Origin of the sequence: Allobosea sp. RCC_152_1 (genome assembly GCF_041360765.1) — a bacterium.
GTDB lineage: Bacteria > Pseudomonadota > Alphaproteobacteria > Rhizobiales > Beijerinckiaceae > Allobosea > Allobosea spartocytisi.
Window position 1 is genome coordinate 281,196 of the sequence record NZ_JBFUPU010000004.1, and the last position, 15,614, is coordinate 296,809.

At 67.1% G+C, this 15,614-nt stretch carries 14 protein-coding genes; 4 read left to right on the forward strand and 10 right to left on the reverse strand.

What is annotated here, in order from left to right:
- Nucleotides 1–80: 80 nt before the first annotated feature.
- The 6 genes from AB6806_RS16040 to AB6806_RS16065 form a co-directional block, all read right to left on the reverse strand.
- Entirely contained in the window at nt 81–1,019 is a 939-nt protein-coding gene (locus AB6806_RS16040) for an ABC transporter substrate-binding protein (protein ID WP_038364652.1), read from the reverse strand.
- A gap of 96 nt (nt 1,020–1,115) precedes the next feature.
- A complete protein-coding gene (locus tag AB6806_RS16045; RefSeq protein WP_370955009.1) occupies nt 1,116–2,063 on the reverse strand; it encodes an ABC transporter permease in 948 nt (315 codons plus the stop codon).
- A 77-nt stretch (nt 2,064–2,140) separates the two neighbouring features.
- On the reverse strand, nt 2,141–3,709 hold the full coding sequence (locus AB6806_RS16050; protein WP_142022327.1) for a sugar ABC transporter ATP-binding protein: 1,569 nt from the start codon (nt 3,707–3,709) through the stop codon (nt 2,141–2,143).
- Nucleotides 3,694–4,866: a Gfo/Idh/MocA family protein gene (locus AB6806_RS16055; protein ID WP_370954918.1), complete on the reverse strand. Its 1,173-nt coding sequence runs from the start codon at nt 4,864–4,866 to the stop codon at nt 3,694–3,696. The genes AB6806_RS16050 and AB6806_RS16055 overlap by 16 nt, the downstream gene beginning before the upstream one ends.
- A gap of 10 nt (nt 4,867–4,876) precedes the next feature.
- Entirely contained in the window at nt 4,877–5,932 is a 1,056-nt protein-coding gene (locus AB6806_RS16060) for a sugar phosphate isomerase/epimerase family protein (RefSeq protein WP_038364655.1), read from the reverse strand.
- Between the two features lie 116 nt (nt 5,933–6,048).
- On the reverse strand, nt 6,049–7,071 hold the full coding sequence (locus tag AB6806_RS16065; RefSeq protein ID WP_370954919.1) for a LacI family DNA-binding transcriptional regulator: 1,023 nt from the start codon (nt 7,069–7,071) through the stop codon (nt 6,049–6,051).
- A gap of 139 nt (nt 7,072–7,210) precedes the next feature.
- Between AB6806_RS16065 and xylA the strand changes: the two genes are divergently transcribed.
- Nucleotides 7,211–8,518: a xylose isomerase gene (gene xylA / locus AB6806_RS16070; RefSeq protein ID WP_370954920.1), complete on the forward strand. Its 1,308-nt coding sequence runs from the start codon at nt 7,211–7,213 to the stop codon at nt 8,516–8,518.
- Between the two features lie 9 nt (nt 8,519–8,527).
- Nucleotides 8,528–9,976 (forward strand): xylulokinase, encoded by a 1,449-nt coding sequence (gene xylB, locus AB6806_RS16075; RefSeq protein ID WP_370954921.1) that lies wholly within the window; start codon nt 8,528–8,530, stop codon nt 9,974–9,976.
- Between the two features lie 160 nt (nt 9,977–10,136).
- Here the strand turns inward: xylB and lepA are convergent, their stop codons facing one another.
- The gene (gene lepA, locus AB6806_RS16080; protein ID WP_038364663.1) at nt 10,137–11,942 is read right to left on the reverse strand and encodes a translation elongation factor 4; all 1,806 of its coding nucleotides are present in this window, start codon (nt 11,940–11,942) and stop codon (nt 10,137–10,139) included.
- A 269-nt stretch (nt 11,943–12,211) separates the two neighbouring features.
- Between lepA and AB6806_RS16085 the strand changes: the two genes are divergently transcribed.
- Together AB6806_RS16085 and AB6806_RS16090 are read left to right on the forward strand one after the other, a co-directional pair.
- Nucleotides 12,212–12,811 (forward strand): helix-turn-helix domain-containing protein, encoded by a 600-nt coding sequence (locus AB6806_RS16085; RefSeq protein ID WP_370954922.1) that lies wholly within the window; start codon nt 12,212–12,214, stop codon nt 12,809–12,811.
- Nucleotides 12,808–13,350 carry a GNAT family N-acetyltransferase gene (locus tag AB6806_RS16090; protein ID WP_370954923.1) on the forward strand — a complete coding sequence of 181 codons (543 nt, stop codon included), beginning with the start codon at nt 12,808–12,810 and terminating at the stop codon, nt 13,348–13,350. Before AB6806_RS16085 ends, AB6806_RS16090 begins: the two co-directional genes overlap by 4 nt.
- A gap of 130 nt (nt 13,351–13,480) precedes the next feature.
- On the opposite strand, the gene AB6806_RS16095 is transcribed toward AB6806_RS16090, so the two are convergent.
- The 3 genes from AB6806_RS16095 to hrcA all read right to left on the reverse strand — a co-directional run bounded on the left by AB6806_RS16095 (nt 13,481) and on the right by hrcA (nt 15,545).
- Nucleotides 13,481–13,732, reverse strand: a complete 252-nt coding sequence (locus AB6806_RS16095; RefSeq protein WP_038364668.1) for a DUF3297 family protein — start codon at nt 13,730–13,732, stop codon at nt 13,481–13,483.
- A gap of 68 nt (nt 13,733–13,800) precedes the next feature.
- Nucleotides 13,801–14,421, reverse strand: a complete 621-nt coding sequence (locus AB6806_RS16100; RefSeq protein ID WP_370954924.1) for an ankyrin repeat domain-containing protein — start codon at nt 14,419–14,421, stop codon at nt 13,801–13,803.
- A gap of 38 nt (nt 14,422–14,459) precedes the next feature.
- Nucleotides 14,460–15,545: a heat-inducible transcriptional repressor HrcA gene (gene hrcA, locus AB6806_RS16105; protein ID WP_051988210.1), complete on the reverse strand. Its 1,086-nt coding sequence runs from the start codon at nt 15,543–15,545 to the stop codon at nt 14,460–14,462.
- Between the last annotated feature and the right edge of the window lie 69 nt (nt 15,546–15,614).

Consider the following 15,614-nt stretch of genomic DNA (forward strand, 5'->3'; position numbering starts at 1 on the left):
CCTCTGCTCCGGAGCCCTCATGCCGCATCGCAGCTTGCCCGGGAGGACCCCTCCCGGTCATCCGCCGCTCCGATCTGCGCTCAGAACGGCGAATCGGGGAAATAGAACTCGCTGGCATTCTCCTTGGTGACGAGCGTCGCGTCCAGGATGTAGCGGCCGCGCACCGGCACCTTGTCGTAGAAATTCGCGACGGTGAGCTCGAGTGCCGTCGCGATCATCGCCGGCGGGTAGAGCACGTTGACGGGGATCATCTTGTCGCCGTCGGCGACGCGCTTGATCATCTCCTTCATGCCGGCGCCGCCGATGACCATCTTGACGTCGGTGCGCTTGGCCTGGGAGATCGCCTCGAGGACGCCGACCGCCATGTCGTCGTCCTGGCACCAGACGGCGTCGATCTTCGGATATTTGGTCAGATAGTCCTGCATCACCTTGAAGGCGTCGTCGCGCGACCAGTTGCCGAACTGCTTCTCCAGCACCTTGATGCCGCTGCCGGCGATGGCCGCGTCGAAGCCCTTCTGGCGCTCCTCGTCGATGACGATCGGCAGGCCGCGGATGACGACGATGTCGCCCTTGCCGAGCTTCTCCTTGAGATAGAGGCCGGCGACGCGGCCGAGCTCGGGATTGTTGCCGGCGACATAGAGGTCCTGGATCGTCGGATCCGTCAGCGCCCGGTCGACCACCGTGACGAAGACACCCTTCTTCTTCACCGCCCGGATCGGGTCGGTGAGCTCGTCGGAATTGTGCGGCAGGGTGACGAGCGCGTCGATCTTCTGCGTCGTTAGGTCTTCCAGCGCATTGGCCTGGGAGGCGCCATTCGGCGAGGTCTTCACGATGATCTTGAGGCCGGGATGATTGGCCTGGAGGATCTTGGCGGCGCGCTCGGCGTGATAGACCACGCCGCCGGTCCAGCCATGGTCGGCGGCCGGAATCGACACCGCGATGGTGACGTTCTTCTGCTGTGCCTGGGCAAGCGTCGCCGTCAGAGCGGCGGCCGCGAGGCCCATCATGATCCTGCGCATTGTCTCACTCCCTTGCTTCTTGTGGTTATCGGGTTCGGGCCTTTGGATCGGAACCGGCGGGAGCCCTGTGCCGCCGGCCGTATCGGAATGCGGGCGTCAGCTCCTCCGCATCAGCGATTTCTGGACGAGCATGGCGATGACGATGATCACGCCCTGGACGGCGCCGATCAGGTATTCGCTGACCAGGCTCGACAGCACCATGATGTTGCCGACAACCTCCAGCATGAAGGCGCCGCAGATCGTGCCCCAGATCCGGCCGACGCCGCCGCGCAGCGCCGTGCCGCCGATGACGACCGCCGTGATCGCCTGCAATTCCCAGAGCAGGCCGGTCGTCGCGGTCGCCGCACCCAGCCGCGGCACATAGACGATGACCGCAATGGCGACGCAGACACCCTGGATGACATAGGTCAGCGCCCGCACCCGCCCGACATGGACGCCGGAATAGCGCGCGACATCCTCGTTCGAGCCGACCGCGATGACATGGCGACCGAAGGCCGTGCGGTAGAGGATGAAGGCGCCGACGAGCCCGACCACCGCCATGATCAGGACCGGCACGGGCAGGCCGAAGACAGTGCCGGTATAGATCGGCCGTAGCAGCCCACGGACGTCCGGGGATTTGACGGCGATCGAGCCGCCATCGGCGAGCCAGGTCGTGACCGAGCGGAAGATCGCCATGGTGCCGAGCGTGACGATGAAGGGTTCTATCCGCCCGAGCACCGTTACCGCGCCGTTGGCGAAGCCCGCCAGGCCACCGACGAGGATCGCGACGCCCATCGCCGCGCCGATCAGCAGCGTGCCACCATCGAGCCCGCCGCCATTCAGGAACAGGATCATGATGCCGGCGACCAGCGCCGCCGACGAGCCGACGGAGAGATCGAGCCCGCCGGCCGAGATCACGAAGGTCGCGCCCACCGCGATGATCGCGATGAAGGAGGAGCGCGTCAGCACGTTCATCAGGTTGTTTGTGGTGAGGAAATTCGGGTTGAGCAGCGCGCCAAGCAGGAGCAGGGCGGCGAGCGCGATGAAGGGCGCGACCGCCGCCATGTCGATCTCGCCGAAGAATCGGGCCAGGCCGCTGCGGCCGCCATCCTTGTCGAGGTCGAGTGGCCGGGCTTCGTCGGTCATGGCTGGGCTGCCCTCATGGATGCGTCACCCGCCATGGCGTTGACGCCGGTGGCATGGACGACGATTTCGTCCTCGGTCATCGCCTCGCCCGCGACCTCGCCGACGAGGCGGCCGGCGCGCATCACCAGGACGCGGTGGCAGATGCCGATCAGTTCCTGCATCTCCGAGGAGATGACGATGACCGCCTTCCCCTCCGCCGCCAGCTTTGCGATGAAGCGATAGATCTGCTGCTTGGTGCCGATGTCGATGCCGCGCGTCGGCTCGTCGATGATGACGATCTCGGGCGCGAGCAGCATCATCTTGGCGAGCAGCAGCTTCTGCTGGTTGCCGCCCGAGAGCTGGCCGGCGAGCATCTCCTTGCGCCTCGCCCGGATATCGAAGGCACCGATGGCGGCGTCGAGCTCGCGCTCTTCGGCCTGCCGGTCGATGAAGCCATGGCGCAGGAAGCGGCGCAGCGCCGCGAGCGTCAGGTTGACCCGCAGGTTCTGGCCGAGCAGCAGGCCCTTTCCCTTCCGGTCCTCGCTCAGATAGACGACGCCGGCCCGCATGCTCTCGCGCACCGATCCCAGGCGGATCGGCCTGCCTTCAACCGAGACCGCGCCGTGAGCGGGACGCAAGCCGGTGACGCCCTCGATCAGCTCGGTGCGGCCGGCGCCGATCAACCCGGCGAAGCCGAGGATCTCGCCCTTGCGCAAGGTGAAGGAGATATCGGCCGCGAAGCCGGGCACGGAGAGATCGCGAACCTCCAGGGCGATAGCGCCGGGCGGCGCCTCGCTGCGCTGGGGATAGAGCTGCGCCATGTCCCGGCCGACCATCAACCGGGCCATCTCGACGGGTGAGAGGGTGTCCGCGTCGCGCGTCGCGATCAGCCGGCCGTCGCGCAGCACGGTGATGCGGTCTGCGATGGCGGCGACCTCGGGCAGGCGATGGGAGATGTAGAGGATGGCGACGCCGCGCGCCTTCAGAGCGCGGATGACCTTGAGCAGCGCCTCGGTCTCGATGGGGGTCAGCGACGCCGTCGGCTCGTCGAAGATGACGACACGGTGGGGCACCGCGAGCGCGCGAGCGATCTGAACGAGCTGGCGCCGGGCGATGGAGAGGCGGGACACCAGCGCCCTCGGGTCGATCTCGACGCCGAGCTGGCGCAGCGCCGCGGCGGCCTGCGCGTTCATGGCGCGGTCGTCGACCATCAGGCCGCGCTTCAATTCGCGGCCGAGAAAGATGTTCTGCGCCACGGTGAGATGCGGCGCGAGCAGGATTTCCTGATGCACCAGCACGATGCCGCGGCTCTCGGCATCGACGGGGCCGGCGAAATGCACGGCCTCGCCGTCGATCTCAATCGCCCCGCGCGTCGGCGCGAGATGGCCGGAAATCAGCTTCATCAGCGTCGATTTGCCGGCTCCGTTTTCGCCGATGACGGCATGGACCTCGCCGGTCGCCAGCGCGAGCCCGACATCGGTCAGCACCTCGACCGGGCCGAAGGCCTTGGCAACGCCCCGCGCCGCCAGCACGGGCGGGCTGGCGCCCGGCGGTGCGCCACCGTGATGGATCAGAGGCTCGTCCATCGCCCGCCCGCCCTGGAGGAGGCGACCGCCGCCTCGATGAAGGCCATGCCGGCAAGCCCGTCCTCGACCGTCGGATAGGTCACGGCCGGATCGGGCTTGGCGCCGCCACGCGCGGCGATGATCGCGTCGGCCGCTTCGCTGTAGATCGTCGCGAAGCCTTCGAGATAGCCTTCCGGATGGCCACTCGGGATACGCGTCACCCGCGCGGCTTCGGAGAGGGCGCCGGCGCCGCCGCGCGTCAGCAGGCGCTTGGGCTCGCCAAAGGGCGTGAACCAGAGCTGGTTCGGGTTCTCCTGCGCCCATTCGAGGCCGCCCTTGCTGCCATAGACGCGCAGCTTCAGCCCGTTCTCGTTGCCGGGCGCGACCTGGCTCGCCCAGAGCGCGCCCTTGGCCCCGCCCTCGAAGCGCAAGAGGATCTGGACATCGTCATCGAGCGCGCGGCCCTCGACGAAGCTCGTCAGCTCCGCGCAGAGCTCCTTGAGCTTCAGCCCTGTGACGAAGCTCGCGAGATTATAGGCGTGGGTGCCGATATCGCCGAGCGCGCCACCAGCGCCGGCCTGTTTCGGATCGGTGCGCCAGGCGGCCTGCTTCTGGCCGGTCGCCTCGGTCTTCTCGGTCAGCCAGTCCTGGGCGTATTCGACCTGGACCAGACGGAGCGTGCCGAGCGCGCCGCTCGCGACCAGCGCGCGCGCCTGCCGCACCAGCGGATAGCCGGTGTAGTTGTGGGTGACCACGAAGAGCCTGCCGCTCTCGCGCACAAGGGCGGCGAGATCGCGCGCCTCCGCCAGCATCGTCGTCAGCGGCTTGTCGCAGATGACGTGGATGCCGGCCTTCAGGAAGGCACGCGCAACCGGCGCATGCATGTGATTGGGCGTGACGATCGAGACGGCCTCGATGCCGTCCGGCCGCGCCGCCTCGGCCTTGGCCATCTCCTCATAGGAACCATAGGCGCGCTCTTCCGCGAGGCCGAGCTCGCGCGCCGAGGCCTTCGCCCGCTCCGGCTCCGAGGAGAGCGCCCCAGCAACCAGCTCATAGCGGTCGTCGAGCCTTGCGGCGATGCGATGCACCCCGCCGATAAAAGCGCCCTGCCCGCCGCCGACCATGCCGAGGCGGATGCGGTGGCCGTGGCCCGTCTGCCTGCCTGCTTCGATGACCATGCGCGCCTCCTCAGCCGATGCCCAGCAGGCGGCGATTAGCGGCCTCGTCGGTGCCGGCACCGGCGAAATCGTCGAAGGCGCGCTCGGTGACGCGGATGATGTGGCTGCGGATGAACTCCGAACCCTCGCGCGCGCCGTCCTCCGGGTGCTTCAGCGCGCATTCCCATTCGAGCACGGCCCAGCCGGCGAAGTCGTTCGCCGCCATCTTCGAGAAGATCGACCCGAAATCGACCTGCCCGTCGCCGAGCGAGCGGAAGCGCCCGGCCCGGTCGACCCAGTTGGCATAGCCGGAATAGACGCCCTGGCGGCCGGTCGGGTTGAACTCGGCATCCTTCACATGGAAGGCCTTGATGCGCTCACGGTAGATATCGATGAAGGCGAGATAGTCGAGCTGCTGCAGCACGAAATGGCTGGGGTCGTAGAGGATGTTGGCGCGGGGATGCTGCCCGACATGGTCGAGGAACATCTCGAAGGTCGTGCCGTCGAACAGGTCCTCGCCCGGATGCAGTTCGAAGCAGGCATCGACGCCGTTCTCGTCGAAGACGTCGAGGATCGGCCGCCAGCGCTTGCCGAGCTCGGCGAAGGCGGTCTCGATCAGCCCGGCCGGGCGCTGCGGGAAAGGGTAGAGGAAGGGCCAGGCGAGCGCGCCGGAGAAGGTCGCATGGGCGTCCAGGCCGAGATGGCGCGAGGCGCGGGCGGCGCGCTTCAACTGGTCGACCGCCCAGGCCTGCCGCACCTTGGGATTGCCGCGCACCTCCGGGGCCGCGAAACCGTCGAGCATCTCGTCATAGACCGGATGGGCGGCGACGAGCTGGCCCTGCAGATGGGTCGAAAGCTCGGTGATGGCCAAGCCGTGGGAGCGGGCGATGCCGGCGATCTCGTCGCAATAGTCCTTGGAGTCCGAAGCCTTCTTCAGATCGAAGAGGCGCCCGTCCCAGCTCGGGATCTGCACGCCCTCATAGCCGAGCGATCCGGCCCAGGCGCAGATCGCCTCGAACGAGTCGAACGGAGCGGCGTCGCCCGCGAACTGGGCGAGAAAAATCGCCGGTCCCTTGATCGTTTTCATCCCTCGTCTCCTCCCGTCGGCCTTTCGGAAACTGCCGTTCCGCTCAGCCGTCACAGCACCTGCCCGCCTCTCGGTCTTATCGCCGGCTTTGCGGTGCGCACCTCAGATTGCCATGCTCAAGGCAAGTTGTCTCGCAAAAACACGTCAATGCGGATTCGCTCCTGCCCCGGCACGATCGGCGCGCCTTCGCGGGCCGATTGCAGCACGCGCGCGACGCTGCGGGCCATGTGACCGGCATCCTGGTTGATGATCGCGTCGATGGTGCCGCGCACCAGATGGCGCCGCGCAAGAGGCGTCAATTCATGGGCGATGAAGACGACCTCCCGCGCCCGGCCCGAGGCTTCGAGCGCCGCGACGACGCCGGACTGGCCGCCGCCGGCGCTGTAGATCGCGACGAGATCGGGATGGTCGGCCAGTAGGGCGCGGGCGGCGCTTTCGACGCGACTGTTGTCGTCTCGCCCTTCACGCAGCGGCAGCACCTGCAGATTCGGATATTCGCGGGCGATGACCTGCTCGAAGCCATATTGCCGCTCGATATGGTCACGCAGCGCCAGCGAGCCGGCGATCAGCCCGACCTTGCCCGACCCATGCACGAAACGGCCGATCAGATTGGCGGCGGTGCGCCCGGCCGCGACATTGTCGATACCGACGAAATGGCTGCGCCGGCTCGACGGCAGATCGGAAACCAGCGTCAGCACCGTGACACCCGCCGCGACCAGATTGTTGATCGCCTCGACGACGGCGGGATGATCGAGCGCCACCACGGCAAAACCGTCGATCGTCGCGGGCAATTCCTCGATGGCGGCGGCCAGCAGGGGGCCGTCGAAGACGTCGACCTGCTGCACGGAGAGCTTGATCCGCTCATGCCGCAGCCGCGCGCCGGTCTCGCGCAACTCGCCCTCCAGCATCTTCATGAAGTCGTTTTCGCCGGTGGGCAGGATGATCCGGAAATCGTAGTCGCGGCCACGAGCCAGCCGCGAGGCGTGGCGATCCGGATGAAAATCGAGCGCCTTCACCGCCGCCTGGACGCGCTCGACGGTGCGGGCATGGACGCCGGAACGGCCGTTCATCACGCGGTCGACCGTGGCGAGGCTGACCCCTGCCTCGCTCGCGACATCCTGCAGCGTGGTCCGCGCCATGCGCCACCCTCCCCTTCCCAAAGCGATAAAGACGGGATTAGATGTGCGCAACTCAAAATGATGGGTCATACCTGAAATATCGAGGCATTTCTCCAAGCCTCGCAGGTGAAGGCCCGAGCTTCCAAGCCGAGGGAACGCCATGAGCTATTTCACCGATCTGCCCGCGATCCGTTTCGAGGGACCGGAGAGCCGCAACCCACTGGCCTATCGCTACTACGAGCCCGATCGCCTCGTGCTGGGTCAGCCGATGGCGGAGATCCTGCGCCCTTGCGTGGCCTATTGGCACAGCTTCTGCTGGCCCGGCAGCGACGTCTTCGGCAGCGGCACCTTCGAACGGCCCTGGCTCGGCGGGCCCGATACGCTCGCCATGGCGGAGGCGAAGGCCGATGCCGCCTTCGACTTCTTCGCCAAGCTTGGCGCACCCTATTTCGCCTTCCACGATGTCGATGCCGTACCGCTGGGTCACAGCATCCGCGAAGGCTGGTCCAATCTCGATGCCATCGCCGACCGCTTCGCCGGGCATATGGAGCGGACGGGGGTGAAACTGCTCTGGGGCACGGCCAATCTGTTCTCGCATCCGCGCTATGCCGCGGGCGCCGCGACCAATCCCGACCCGCATATCTTCGCCCATGCCGCCGCGCAGGTGCGCGCCGTGCTCGATGTGACGAAGCGGCTCGGGGGCACGAACTACGTGCTCTGGGGCGGACGCGAGGGTTATGAGACGCTGCTCAACACCGATCTGAAGCGCGAACTCGACCAGCTTGGCCGCTTCCTCGCACTGGTCGTCGAGCACAAGCACAGGATCGGCTTCACCGGCACGATCCTGATCGAGCCCAAGCCCTGCGAGCCGACCAAGCACCAGTATGATTTCGACGCCGCGACGGTACACGGTTTCCTCTCGCGCTACGATCTCGTCGGCGAGGTGAAGCTCAATATCGAGGCCAACCACGCGACGCTCGCCGGCCACAGCTTCGAGCATGAGATCGCCTATGCGCTGGCGCATGATCTGCTCGGCAGTCTCGACATCAATCGCGGCGACCCGCAGAACGGCTGGGACACCGACCAGTTCCCGAACGACCTCAACGAGATGACGCTGGTGCTCTACCGCATCCTGCAGGCGGGGGGCTTGAAGACCGGCGGCTTCAATTTCGACGCCAAGGTGCGGCGCCAGTCGATCGATGCCATCGACCTGCTGCATGCCCATGTCGGCGGGTTTGATTTGCTGGCGCGAGCGCTGCTCAACGCCGAGAGGCTGATCGTGGATGGCGGCCTCGCCGATTTCGTCTCGCGCCGCTATGCCGGCTGGGACGGCGGCTTCGGACAGGACATCCTCGCCGGGCGGCTCTCGCTCGCGGAGATCGCCGAGAAGGCGGCTGCTGGACCGGAGCCGCATCCCGTGTCGGGGCGGCAGGAGATGCTGGAGAACCTCGTGCAGCGCTTCATCTGAGGCGCGGCGATGTTCCTAGGCATCGATCTCGGCACCTCATCCCTCAAGGCCGTGCTTGTCGACACGGACGAGCGCGTCGTCGCGGAGGCGAGCGAGCCGCTCACCGTCTCGCGGCCGCAGCCGCTCTGGTCCGAACAGAGCCCCGAGGATTGGTGGCAGGCGCTCGACCGGGCGCTCACGCGGCTCAAGGCCGGATGGCCGGCGGAGATGGCGGGGGTGCGCGGTCTCGGCCTCAGCGGCCAGATGCATGGCGCGGTGCTGCTCGATGCGCAGGAGCGGGTCCTGCGCCCGGCCATTCTCTGGAATGACGGGCGCAGCGGCGCCGAGTGCCGGTTGCTGGAGGAGCGCGAACCGCGCTCACGCGCGATCACCGGCAACCTCGCCATGCCCGGCTTCACCGCGCCGAAGCTGGTCTGGGTGCAGCGGCACGAGCCCGAGATTTTCGCCGGCATCGCCAAGGTGCTGCTGCCGAAGGATTATCTGCGGCTGCGCCTGACCGGCGAGCCGATCTCCGACATGTCGGACAGCGCCGGCACGCTCTGGCTCGACGTCGCCGCCCGGCGCTGGTCGCAAGCGATGCTCGACGCGACCAGGCTCTCCGAGACGGCGATGCCGCGCCTCGTCGAGGGCAGCGAGCCCGGCGGCGTACTGCGCGATACGCTCGCAACAGAATGGGGGCTGCCTAAGGGCGTCGTTGTCGCGGGCGGGGCGGGCGACAATGCGGCCGGAGCGATCGGAATCGGCGCAATCACGCCGGGACAGGGTTTTCTGTCGCTCGGTACCTCCGGCGTGATCTTCGTGACCAGCGCCGCCTATTCGGCCAATCCCGCGCAGGCGGTGCACAGCTTCTGCCATGCCCTGCCCGGCCTCTGGCACCAGATGGCGGTGATGCTGAGCGCCGCTTCGAGCCTGAGCTGGGTCAGCGGCGTGACCGGCACGACGGAAGCGGCACTGCTGGATGAGATTGCCAACGAGACCGACCAGCCGGGCGAGGTCGTCTTCCTGCCCTATCTCTCGGGCGAGCGGACGCCGCATAACGACCCGCAGGCGACCGGACTCTTCGCCGGGCTGACCCATGGCACGCGGCGCAGCGAGCTCGGCCGGGCCGTGCTCGAAGGTGTCGGCTTCAGCTTCGCCGACGGGCTTGCCGCGCTCGAAGCAGACGGGCCGCGCATCGAGACGCTGAGCGTGATCGGCGGCGGTGCCCGCTCGGCGCTCTGGGGCGAGATTCTGGCTGCGATTCTCGACCGGCCGCTGGAATACCGCGCCGGCGGCGAAAGAGGCGGTGCCTTCGGGGCGGCGCGATTGGCGCGGCTCGCCGTCACCGGCGAGGCGCCGGAGGCGCTGTGCAAGCCGCCCGCGCTGGAGAGGGTGGTCACGCCGCGCGCCGAGTGGAGCGAGGCTTATCAGCGGCTTTATGCGCGCTACCGCGCGGCCTATCGGCGCGAGAGCGTCTGACGCTTCCAGTCAACACCAGACCTCCGCGTCATCCCGGGCTTGACCCGGGATCCATGCCAGAGCGCTTGAGATAAAGCTTCAGGCATCGATCCCGGATCTCCGCTTCGCTGCGTCCGGGATGACGGTCGAGTTTTTGCTGGGAACGGCGAGCGCTACGCGCTCAATCGTCCATCTTGAGGGCGGCGATGAAGGCTTCCTGCGGGATTTCGACCTTGCCGAACTGCCGCATCTTCTTCTTGCCCTCCTTCTGCTTCTCCAGAAGCTTGCGCTTGCGGGTGGCGTCGCCGCCATAGCACTTGGCGGTGACGTCCTTGCGCAGCGCGCGGATGGTCTCGCGGGCGATGATCTTGCCGCCGATCGCCGCCTGCACCGGAATCTGGAACATATGCGGCGGGATCAGCTCCTTGAGCTTCTCGCACATGGCGCGGCCGCGCGCATCGGCGCGCGAGCGATGGACCAGCATCGAGAGCGCATCGACAGGCTCGGCATTGACCAGGATCGACATGCGCACGAGGTCGCCCTCGCGATAGTCGGTGATGGCGTAGTCGAAGGAGGCATAGCCCTTCGAGATCGACTTCAAGCGGTCGTAGAAGTCGAAGACGACCTCGTTCAGCGGCAGGTCGTAGACCACCTTGGCGCGCGAGCCGACATAGGAGAGGTCGGTCTGGATGCCGCGGCGATCCTGACAGAGCTTCAGCACCGAGCCGAGATATTCGTCGGGCGTGAAGATCGTCGCCTTGATCCAGGGCTCCTCGATGAATTCGATCTTCATCACGTCCGGCATGTCGGCCGGGTTGTGGAGCTCGATCGACGTGCCGTCGCGCAGCTTGAGGCGATAGACGACCGATGGCGCCGTCGAGATCAGGTTGAGGTTGAACTCGCGTTCGAGCCGCTCCTGGATGATCTCCAGATGCAGCAGCCCGAGGAAGCCGCAGCGGAAGCCGAAGCCGAGCGCGGCGGAGGTTTCCATCTCGTAGGAGAACGAGGCGTCGTTCAGGCGCAACCGGCTCATGGCGGCGCGCAGCACCTCGAAATCGGCGGCATCGACCGGGAAGATGCCGCAAAACACCACCGGCTGCACCGGCTTGAAGCCCGGCAGCGGCTCGGCGATCGGCCGTTTGTCGTCGGTGATGGTGTCGCCGACGGCGGTGTCCGCGACTTCCTTGATCGAGGCGGTGAAGAAGCCAACCTCGCCAGGGCCGAGTTCCTTGACCTCCAGCATCTTCGGCTTGAACACGCCGACGCGGTCGACGCCGTAGGACGCCTTGGCCCGCATCATGCGGATGGTCATGTTCTTCTTGAGCACGCCGTCGATGACGCGCACGAGAACGACGACGCCGAGATAGGCGTCATACCACGAATCGACCAGCAGGCATTTCAGCGGCGCGTCGGGGTCGCCCTTCGGCGCGGGCAGCTTCTGGACAATGGCTTCCAGCACGCCCTCGATGTTGAGCCCGGTCTTGGCCGAGATCGGCACGGCTTCCGAGGCATCGAGCCCGATCACGTCCTCGATCTGCTGCTTGATCCGCTCCGGCTCGGCGGCCGGCAGGTCGATCTTGTTGAGGACGGTAACGATCTCGTGGTTGGCGTCGAGCGCCTGATAGACGTTGGCGAGCGTCTGCGCCTCGACGCCCTGCGAGGCGTCGACCACCAGCAGCGAGCCCTCGCAGGCCGCGAGCGAGCGCGAGACCTCATAGGCGAAATCGACATGGCCGGGGGTATCCATCAGGTTCAGGATGTAGGTCTTGCCATCCTTCGCTTGATAGTCGAGCCGCACCGTCTGCGCCTTGATGGTGATGCCGCGCTCCTTCTCGATATCCATCGAGTCGAGGATCTGCTCGCTCATGTCGCGTGCGGCGACCGTGCCGGTCTGCTGGATCAGCCGGTCAGCCAGCGTCGACTTGCCGTGGTCGATATGGGCCACGATCGAGAAGTTGCGGATGTTGTCGATGGTACGGGTGCTCATGCGCGCGCCATAGCAGTGAAGCCGCGTTGCGCCAAGCGGTTGCGCGATTCAGGCGGCATCAAAGCCATGTGCTGGCGCGAGAACCACACCGGTCATCCCGGACAAGCCGCAAAGCGGGCCGATCCGGGATCCATCCCTGAACCGTCATCGGAAACGCCCCGGCATGGACCCCGGGGTCTCCCTTCGGTCGACCGGGATGACGGCGGAGGTTTTGGAGACTTAAGAAAGCATCTTGCCAATTCTAATATGTAAGAATTATTCTCACATTCATGGAATTCGAGAGCGACACCGATATCGACCGCCGGCTGGGTGAACGACTCAAGGCCGCCCGGCAGCGCCACGGCCTGACGCTGGACGAGCTTGCCCAGCGCACCGGCGTCAGCCGCGCCATGATTTCGCGGATCGAGCGCGGCGAATCGAGTCCGACCGCGACGGTGCTGGTCCGGCTCGGCTCCGGGCTCGGGCTGTCGCTCTCCGCCCTGCTGGAGGACGAGGCCGGCACCGGGCCGCTGTCGCGCCGCGCGTCGCAACCGGTCTGGCGCGATCCGGCAAGCGGCTATCTGCGCCGCAACGTCTCGCCGCGCGGAACCGGCTCCAGCTTCGAGATCGTCGAGGTGGAATTGCCGGGGGGTACTGAGGTTCGGCTCGACAGCGCTGCCGGGGCGCCGGCGCTGGACCAGCAGATCTGGGTGCTGCGCGGCCGGCTCGACCTGACGGTCGAAGGCACAAGTCACGCTCTCGCCGAAGGCGATTGCCTGCAGATGCATCTGCGCGGCCCGATCACTTACCGCAATCCGGGCGTCGAGCCCGTGCGCTACGCCGTCATCCTCACCGCGGGCAGCGGTACTTTTCCGGGACATGCCGCATGAACGCTCTCCCCACGACCACCGACATCGCCATCGACATCCTCGACGCTCCGGCCGCCGAAGCGGCCTTGCCGGCGCTGGCAGACATCCTGCGCGACTGCGTCGCCAACGGCGCCTCCGTCGGCTTCATGAACTGGAATACGGCCGCCGATTACGAGCGCTTCTGGCGCGATGTCGCGGCTGGCGTCGCGGGAGGACAGATCGTGCTGTTCGTCGCCCGCAATGCGGACGGGATCGTCGGCACGGCGCAGCTTCATCTGATCGGCAAGCCCAACCAGCCGCATCGCGCCGAGATCGCCAAGGTGCTGGTGCATTCCCGTGCGCGCCGGCAGGGGATCGGCGAGGCGCTGATGAGCCGGGCCGAGGCCATCGCCCGAGAAAGGGGACGCAACCTGCTGGTGCTCGACACGGATGAGAACGGTGCCGCGCGAAGGCTCTACAACCGGCTGGGCTGGACGGAGCTCGGCACCATCCCGCGCTTCGCGCTGATGCCGGACGGGGCCGAATGCGGCTCGACGTTTTTCTACAAGGATCTCGTCTGAGGACAGGCGTCATGCTCGGGCTAGACCCGAGCATCTCACGCCCGGAAGAGGCTCCGGCGTCCTCTGGGAGAGTTTCTCGGGTCACCGCTGCGCGCCCGCCCGAGAATGAAAGGCGGTCGCTCGGGCTGCCTCAGCCTTCCTTGGCCTCGCCGCGCACATAGGGCTCGACCGGGCCCTTGAGGGTGATCGTCATCGGCCGGCCGAAGCGGTCCTTGGCGGCGCCGGCCGCGACCTTCACCCAGCCTTCCGAGACGCAATACTCCTCGACATTGGTCTTCTCGACGCCCTTGAAGCGAATGCCGATGTCGCGTGCCAGCACGTCAGCATCATAGAAGGGGCTGTCCGGATTGACGGAGAGACGGTCGGGAAGCTGGTCGGACATGGCGGAACCTGCAATGCGGAAACGGTTGCTTTCCGCGCTCGATAGCCGCTTCCGCCCTCAAAGCCAACTCAGCGCTTCGCCCGGCCGCCCGCCTGCTCGATCAATTCAGCCACGGCTGCCTGTCCCCTCGCGCGAGCATGGGCAAGCGGCGTCAGGCCGTCGCGATCGGCGAGGTTCGGATCGGCGCCTGCGGCGAGGACGAGCCTCGCCACCTCCTGATGGCGCGGGCCGCCATCGCCGAGGATTACGATTTCCAAAAGGCAGGTCCAGCCGAGATCGTTGACGTGATTGACGTCGATGCCGCTGGTCAGGAGCAGCTTCACGGTCTCGACATGGGCGCGCTCGCAGGCCGGGATCAGCGCATTGCCGCCATAGCGGTTGCGCAAGCGCAGATCGGGCTTCAGCGGCAACATCGCCGCGATGATGTCCGTGCGGCCGGAGGCACCGGCGAGCAGCCAGGGCGTGTCGCGGTTGGCGGCCTGCGTGTTGGGGCTCGCACCGGCGGCGAGCAGGGCCCTGGCCATTTCGACATGGTTGCCGGCGACAGCGAGGAGGAGCGCCGTGCGGCCTTGCGAGTCGCGCATTTCGAGATCGGCTCCCTTCGCGATCAGGGCCTCCACCTCGGCCGTTCTTCCGGATTCGGCAGCGGCGAGCAGATCGGAGGCGGCATGAGCGGCAGCGGTCGTCATCAGGCAAGCTCCAAGGGCTAAAGCCCGCAGCCAGCGCGTCACCGGCTGCCGTCCAGCAGGCGGCCGACGACCTTGGCGGTATAGTCGACCATCGGGACGATGCGGGCATAGTTCAGCCGCGTCGGGCCGATGATGCCGACGACGCCGACGATGCGCTGCTCGGCATCGCGGAAGGGCGCCGCCACCATCGAGGAACCGGACATCGAGAACAGCTTATTCTCCGAGCCGATGAAGATGCGGACGCCGTCGCCTTCCTCGGCGCGGGAGAGCAGGTCGATCACGTCGGTCTGGGTCTCGAGATCGCCGAAGAGCATGCGGATGCGCTCCAGATCCTCCTGCGCCCTGAGATCGTCGAGCAGATTGGCCTGGCCGCGCACGATCAGGTGGCGATCGCCGCTCGGGCCCGAGGAGGTGGCGATGCCGCTTTCGACGAGGCGGGCGGTGAGCGCGTCGAGCTCACGCTCCATCAGCGCGCGCTGCGCCCCGATCTCGCCACGCACTTCGCCGAGCGTCTTGCCGAGGATGCGCGCGTTGAGGAAGTTCGCGGCTTCCGTCAGGGCCGAGGCGGGCAGGCCCGGCGGCAGGGCGAGCAGGCGGTTTTCGACCGCGCCGTCTTCCGAAACCAGCACCACCAGGGCACGGGCAGGATCGAGCCGGACGAATTCGATGTGCTTCAGCCGCGGATCGGCCTTGGTGGTGACGACGACGCCGGCGCCGCGCGAGAGGCCTGACAGCAGCGCGGAAGCCTCCGTCAGGGTCTGGTCGAGGCTGTGATGGCTCGCCGCCGCCCGGATCTGGGCCTCGATCCGCTTGCGCTCGTCGGATGTGAGGTTGCCGACCTCCATCATCGCATCGACGAAGAAGCGCAGCCCCCGTTCGGTGGGCAGGCGCCCCGCCGAGGTGTGCGGCGCATAAATCAGCCCGGCAAGCTCGAGGTCGGTCATGACGTTGCGCACCGTCGCGGGCGAGAGCGCCATCGGCAGCAGGCGGGCGATGTTGCGGGAGCCGAGCGGCTCGCCGGTCGTCAGGTAGCCGTCGACGATCTGGCGAAAGATCTCGCGCGAGCGCTGGTCGATCTCGACCAGGCTGCTCGTCGTCTCCGGGCGGGTTGTATGAGCGCTCATGAACCTCGGCTGCGAAATCGCGCACGTGCCCTATTGTCGGCATGGCGGGCGCGCGGATCAAGAGGGCTA

Excerpts from the sequence above, each read along its gene's own strand:
- AB6806_RS16040 (WP_038364652.1), bottom strand. The coding sequence starts at position 1,019 with ATGCGCAGGATCATGATGGGCCTCGCGGCCGCCGCTCTGACGGCGACG.
- AB6806_RS16045 (WP_370955009.1), bottom strand. The coding sequence starts at position 2,063 with ATGGCGGCGGTCGCGCCCTTCATCGCGCTCGCCGCCCTGCTCCTGCTT.
- AB6806_RS16050 (WP_142022327.1), bottom strand. The coding sequence starts at position 3,709 with ATGGACGAGCCTCTGATCCATCACGGTGGCGCACCGCCGGGCGCCAGC.
- AB6806_RS16055 (WP_370954918.1), bottom strand. The coding sequence starts at position 4,866 with ATGGTCATCGAAGCAGGCAGGCAGACGGGCCACGGCCACCGCATCCGC.
- AB6806_RS16060 (WP_038364655.1), bottom strand. The coding sequence starts at position 5,932 with ATGAAAACGATCAAGGGACCGGCGATTTTTCTCGCCCAGTTCGCGGGC.
- AB6806_RS16065 (WP_370954919.1), bottom strand. The coding sequence starts at position 7,071 with ATGGCGCGGACCACGCTGCAGGATGTCGCGAGCGAGGCAGGGGTCAGC.
- xylA (WP_370954920.1), top strand. The coding sequence starts at position 7,211 with ATGAGCTATTTCACCGATCTGCCCGCGATCCGTTTCGAGGGACCGGAG.
- xylB (WP_370954921.1), top strand. The coding sequence starts at position 8,528 with ATGTTCCTAGGCATCGATCTCGGCACCTCATCCCTCAAGGCCGTGCTT.
- lepA (WP_038364663.1), bottom strand. The coding sequence starts at position 11,942 with ATGAGCACCCGTACCATCGACAACATCCGCAACTTCTCGATCGTGGCC.
- AB6806_RS16085 (WP_370954922.1), top strand. The coding sequence starts at position 12,212 with ATGGAATTCGAGAGCGACACCGATATCGACCGCCGGCTGGGTGAACGA.
- AB6806_RS16090 (WP_370954923.1), top strand. The coding sequence starts at position 12,808 with ATGAACGCTCTCCCCACGACCACCGACATCGCCATCGACATCCTCGAC.
- AB6806_RS16095 (WP_038364668.1), bottom strand. The coding sequence starts at position 13,732 with ATGTCCGACCAGCTTCCCGACCGTCTCTCCGTCAATCCGGACAGCCCC.
- AB6806_RS16100 (WP_370954924.1), bottom strand. The coding sequence starts at position 14,421 with ATGACGACCGCTGCCGCTCATGCCGCCTCCGATCTGCTCGCCGCTGCC.
- hrcA (WP_051988210.1), bottom strand. The coding sequence starts at position 15,545 with ATGAGCGCTCATACAACCCGCCCGGAGACGACGAGCAGCCTGGTCGAG.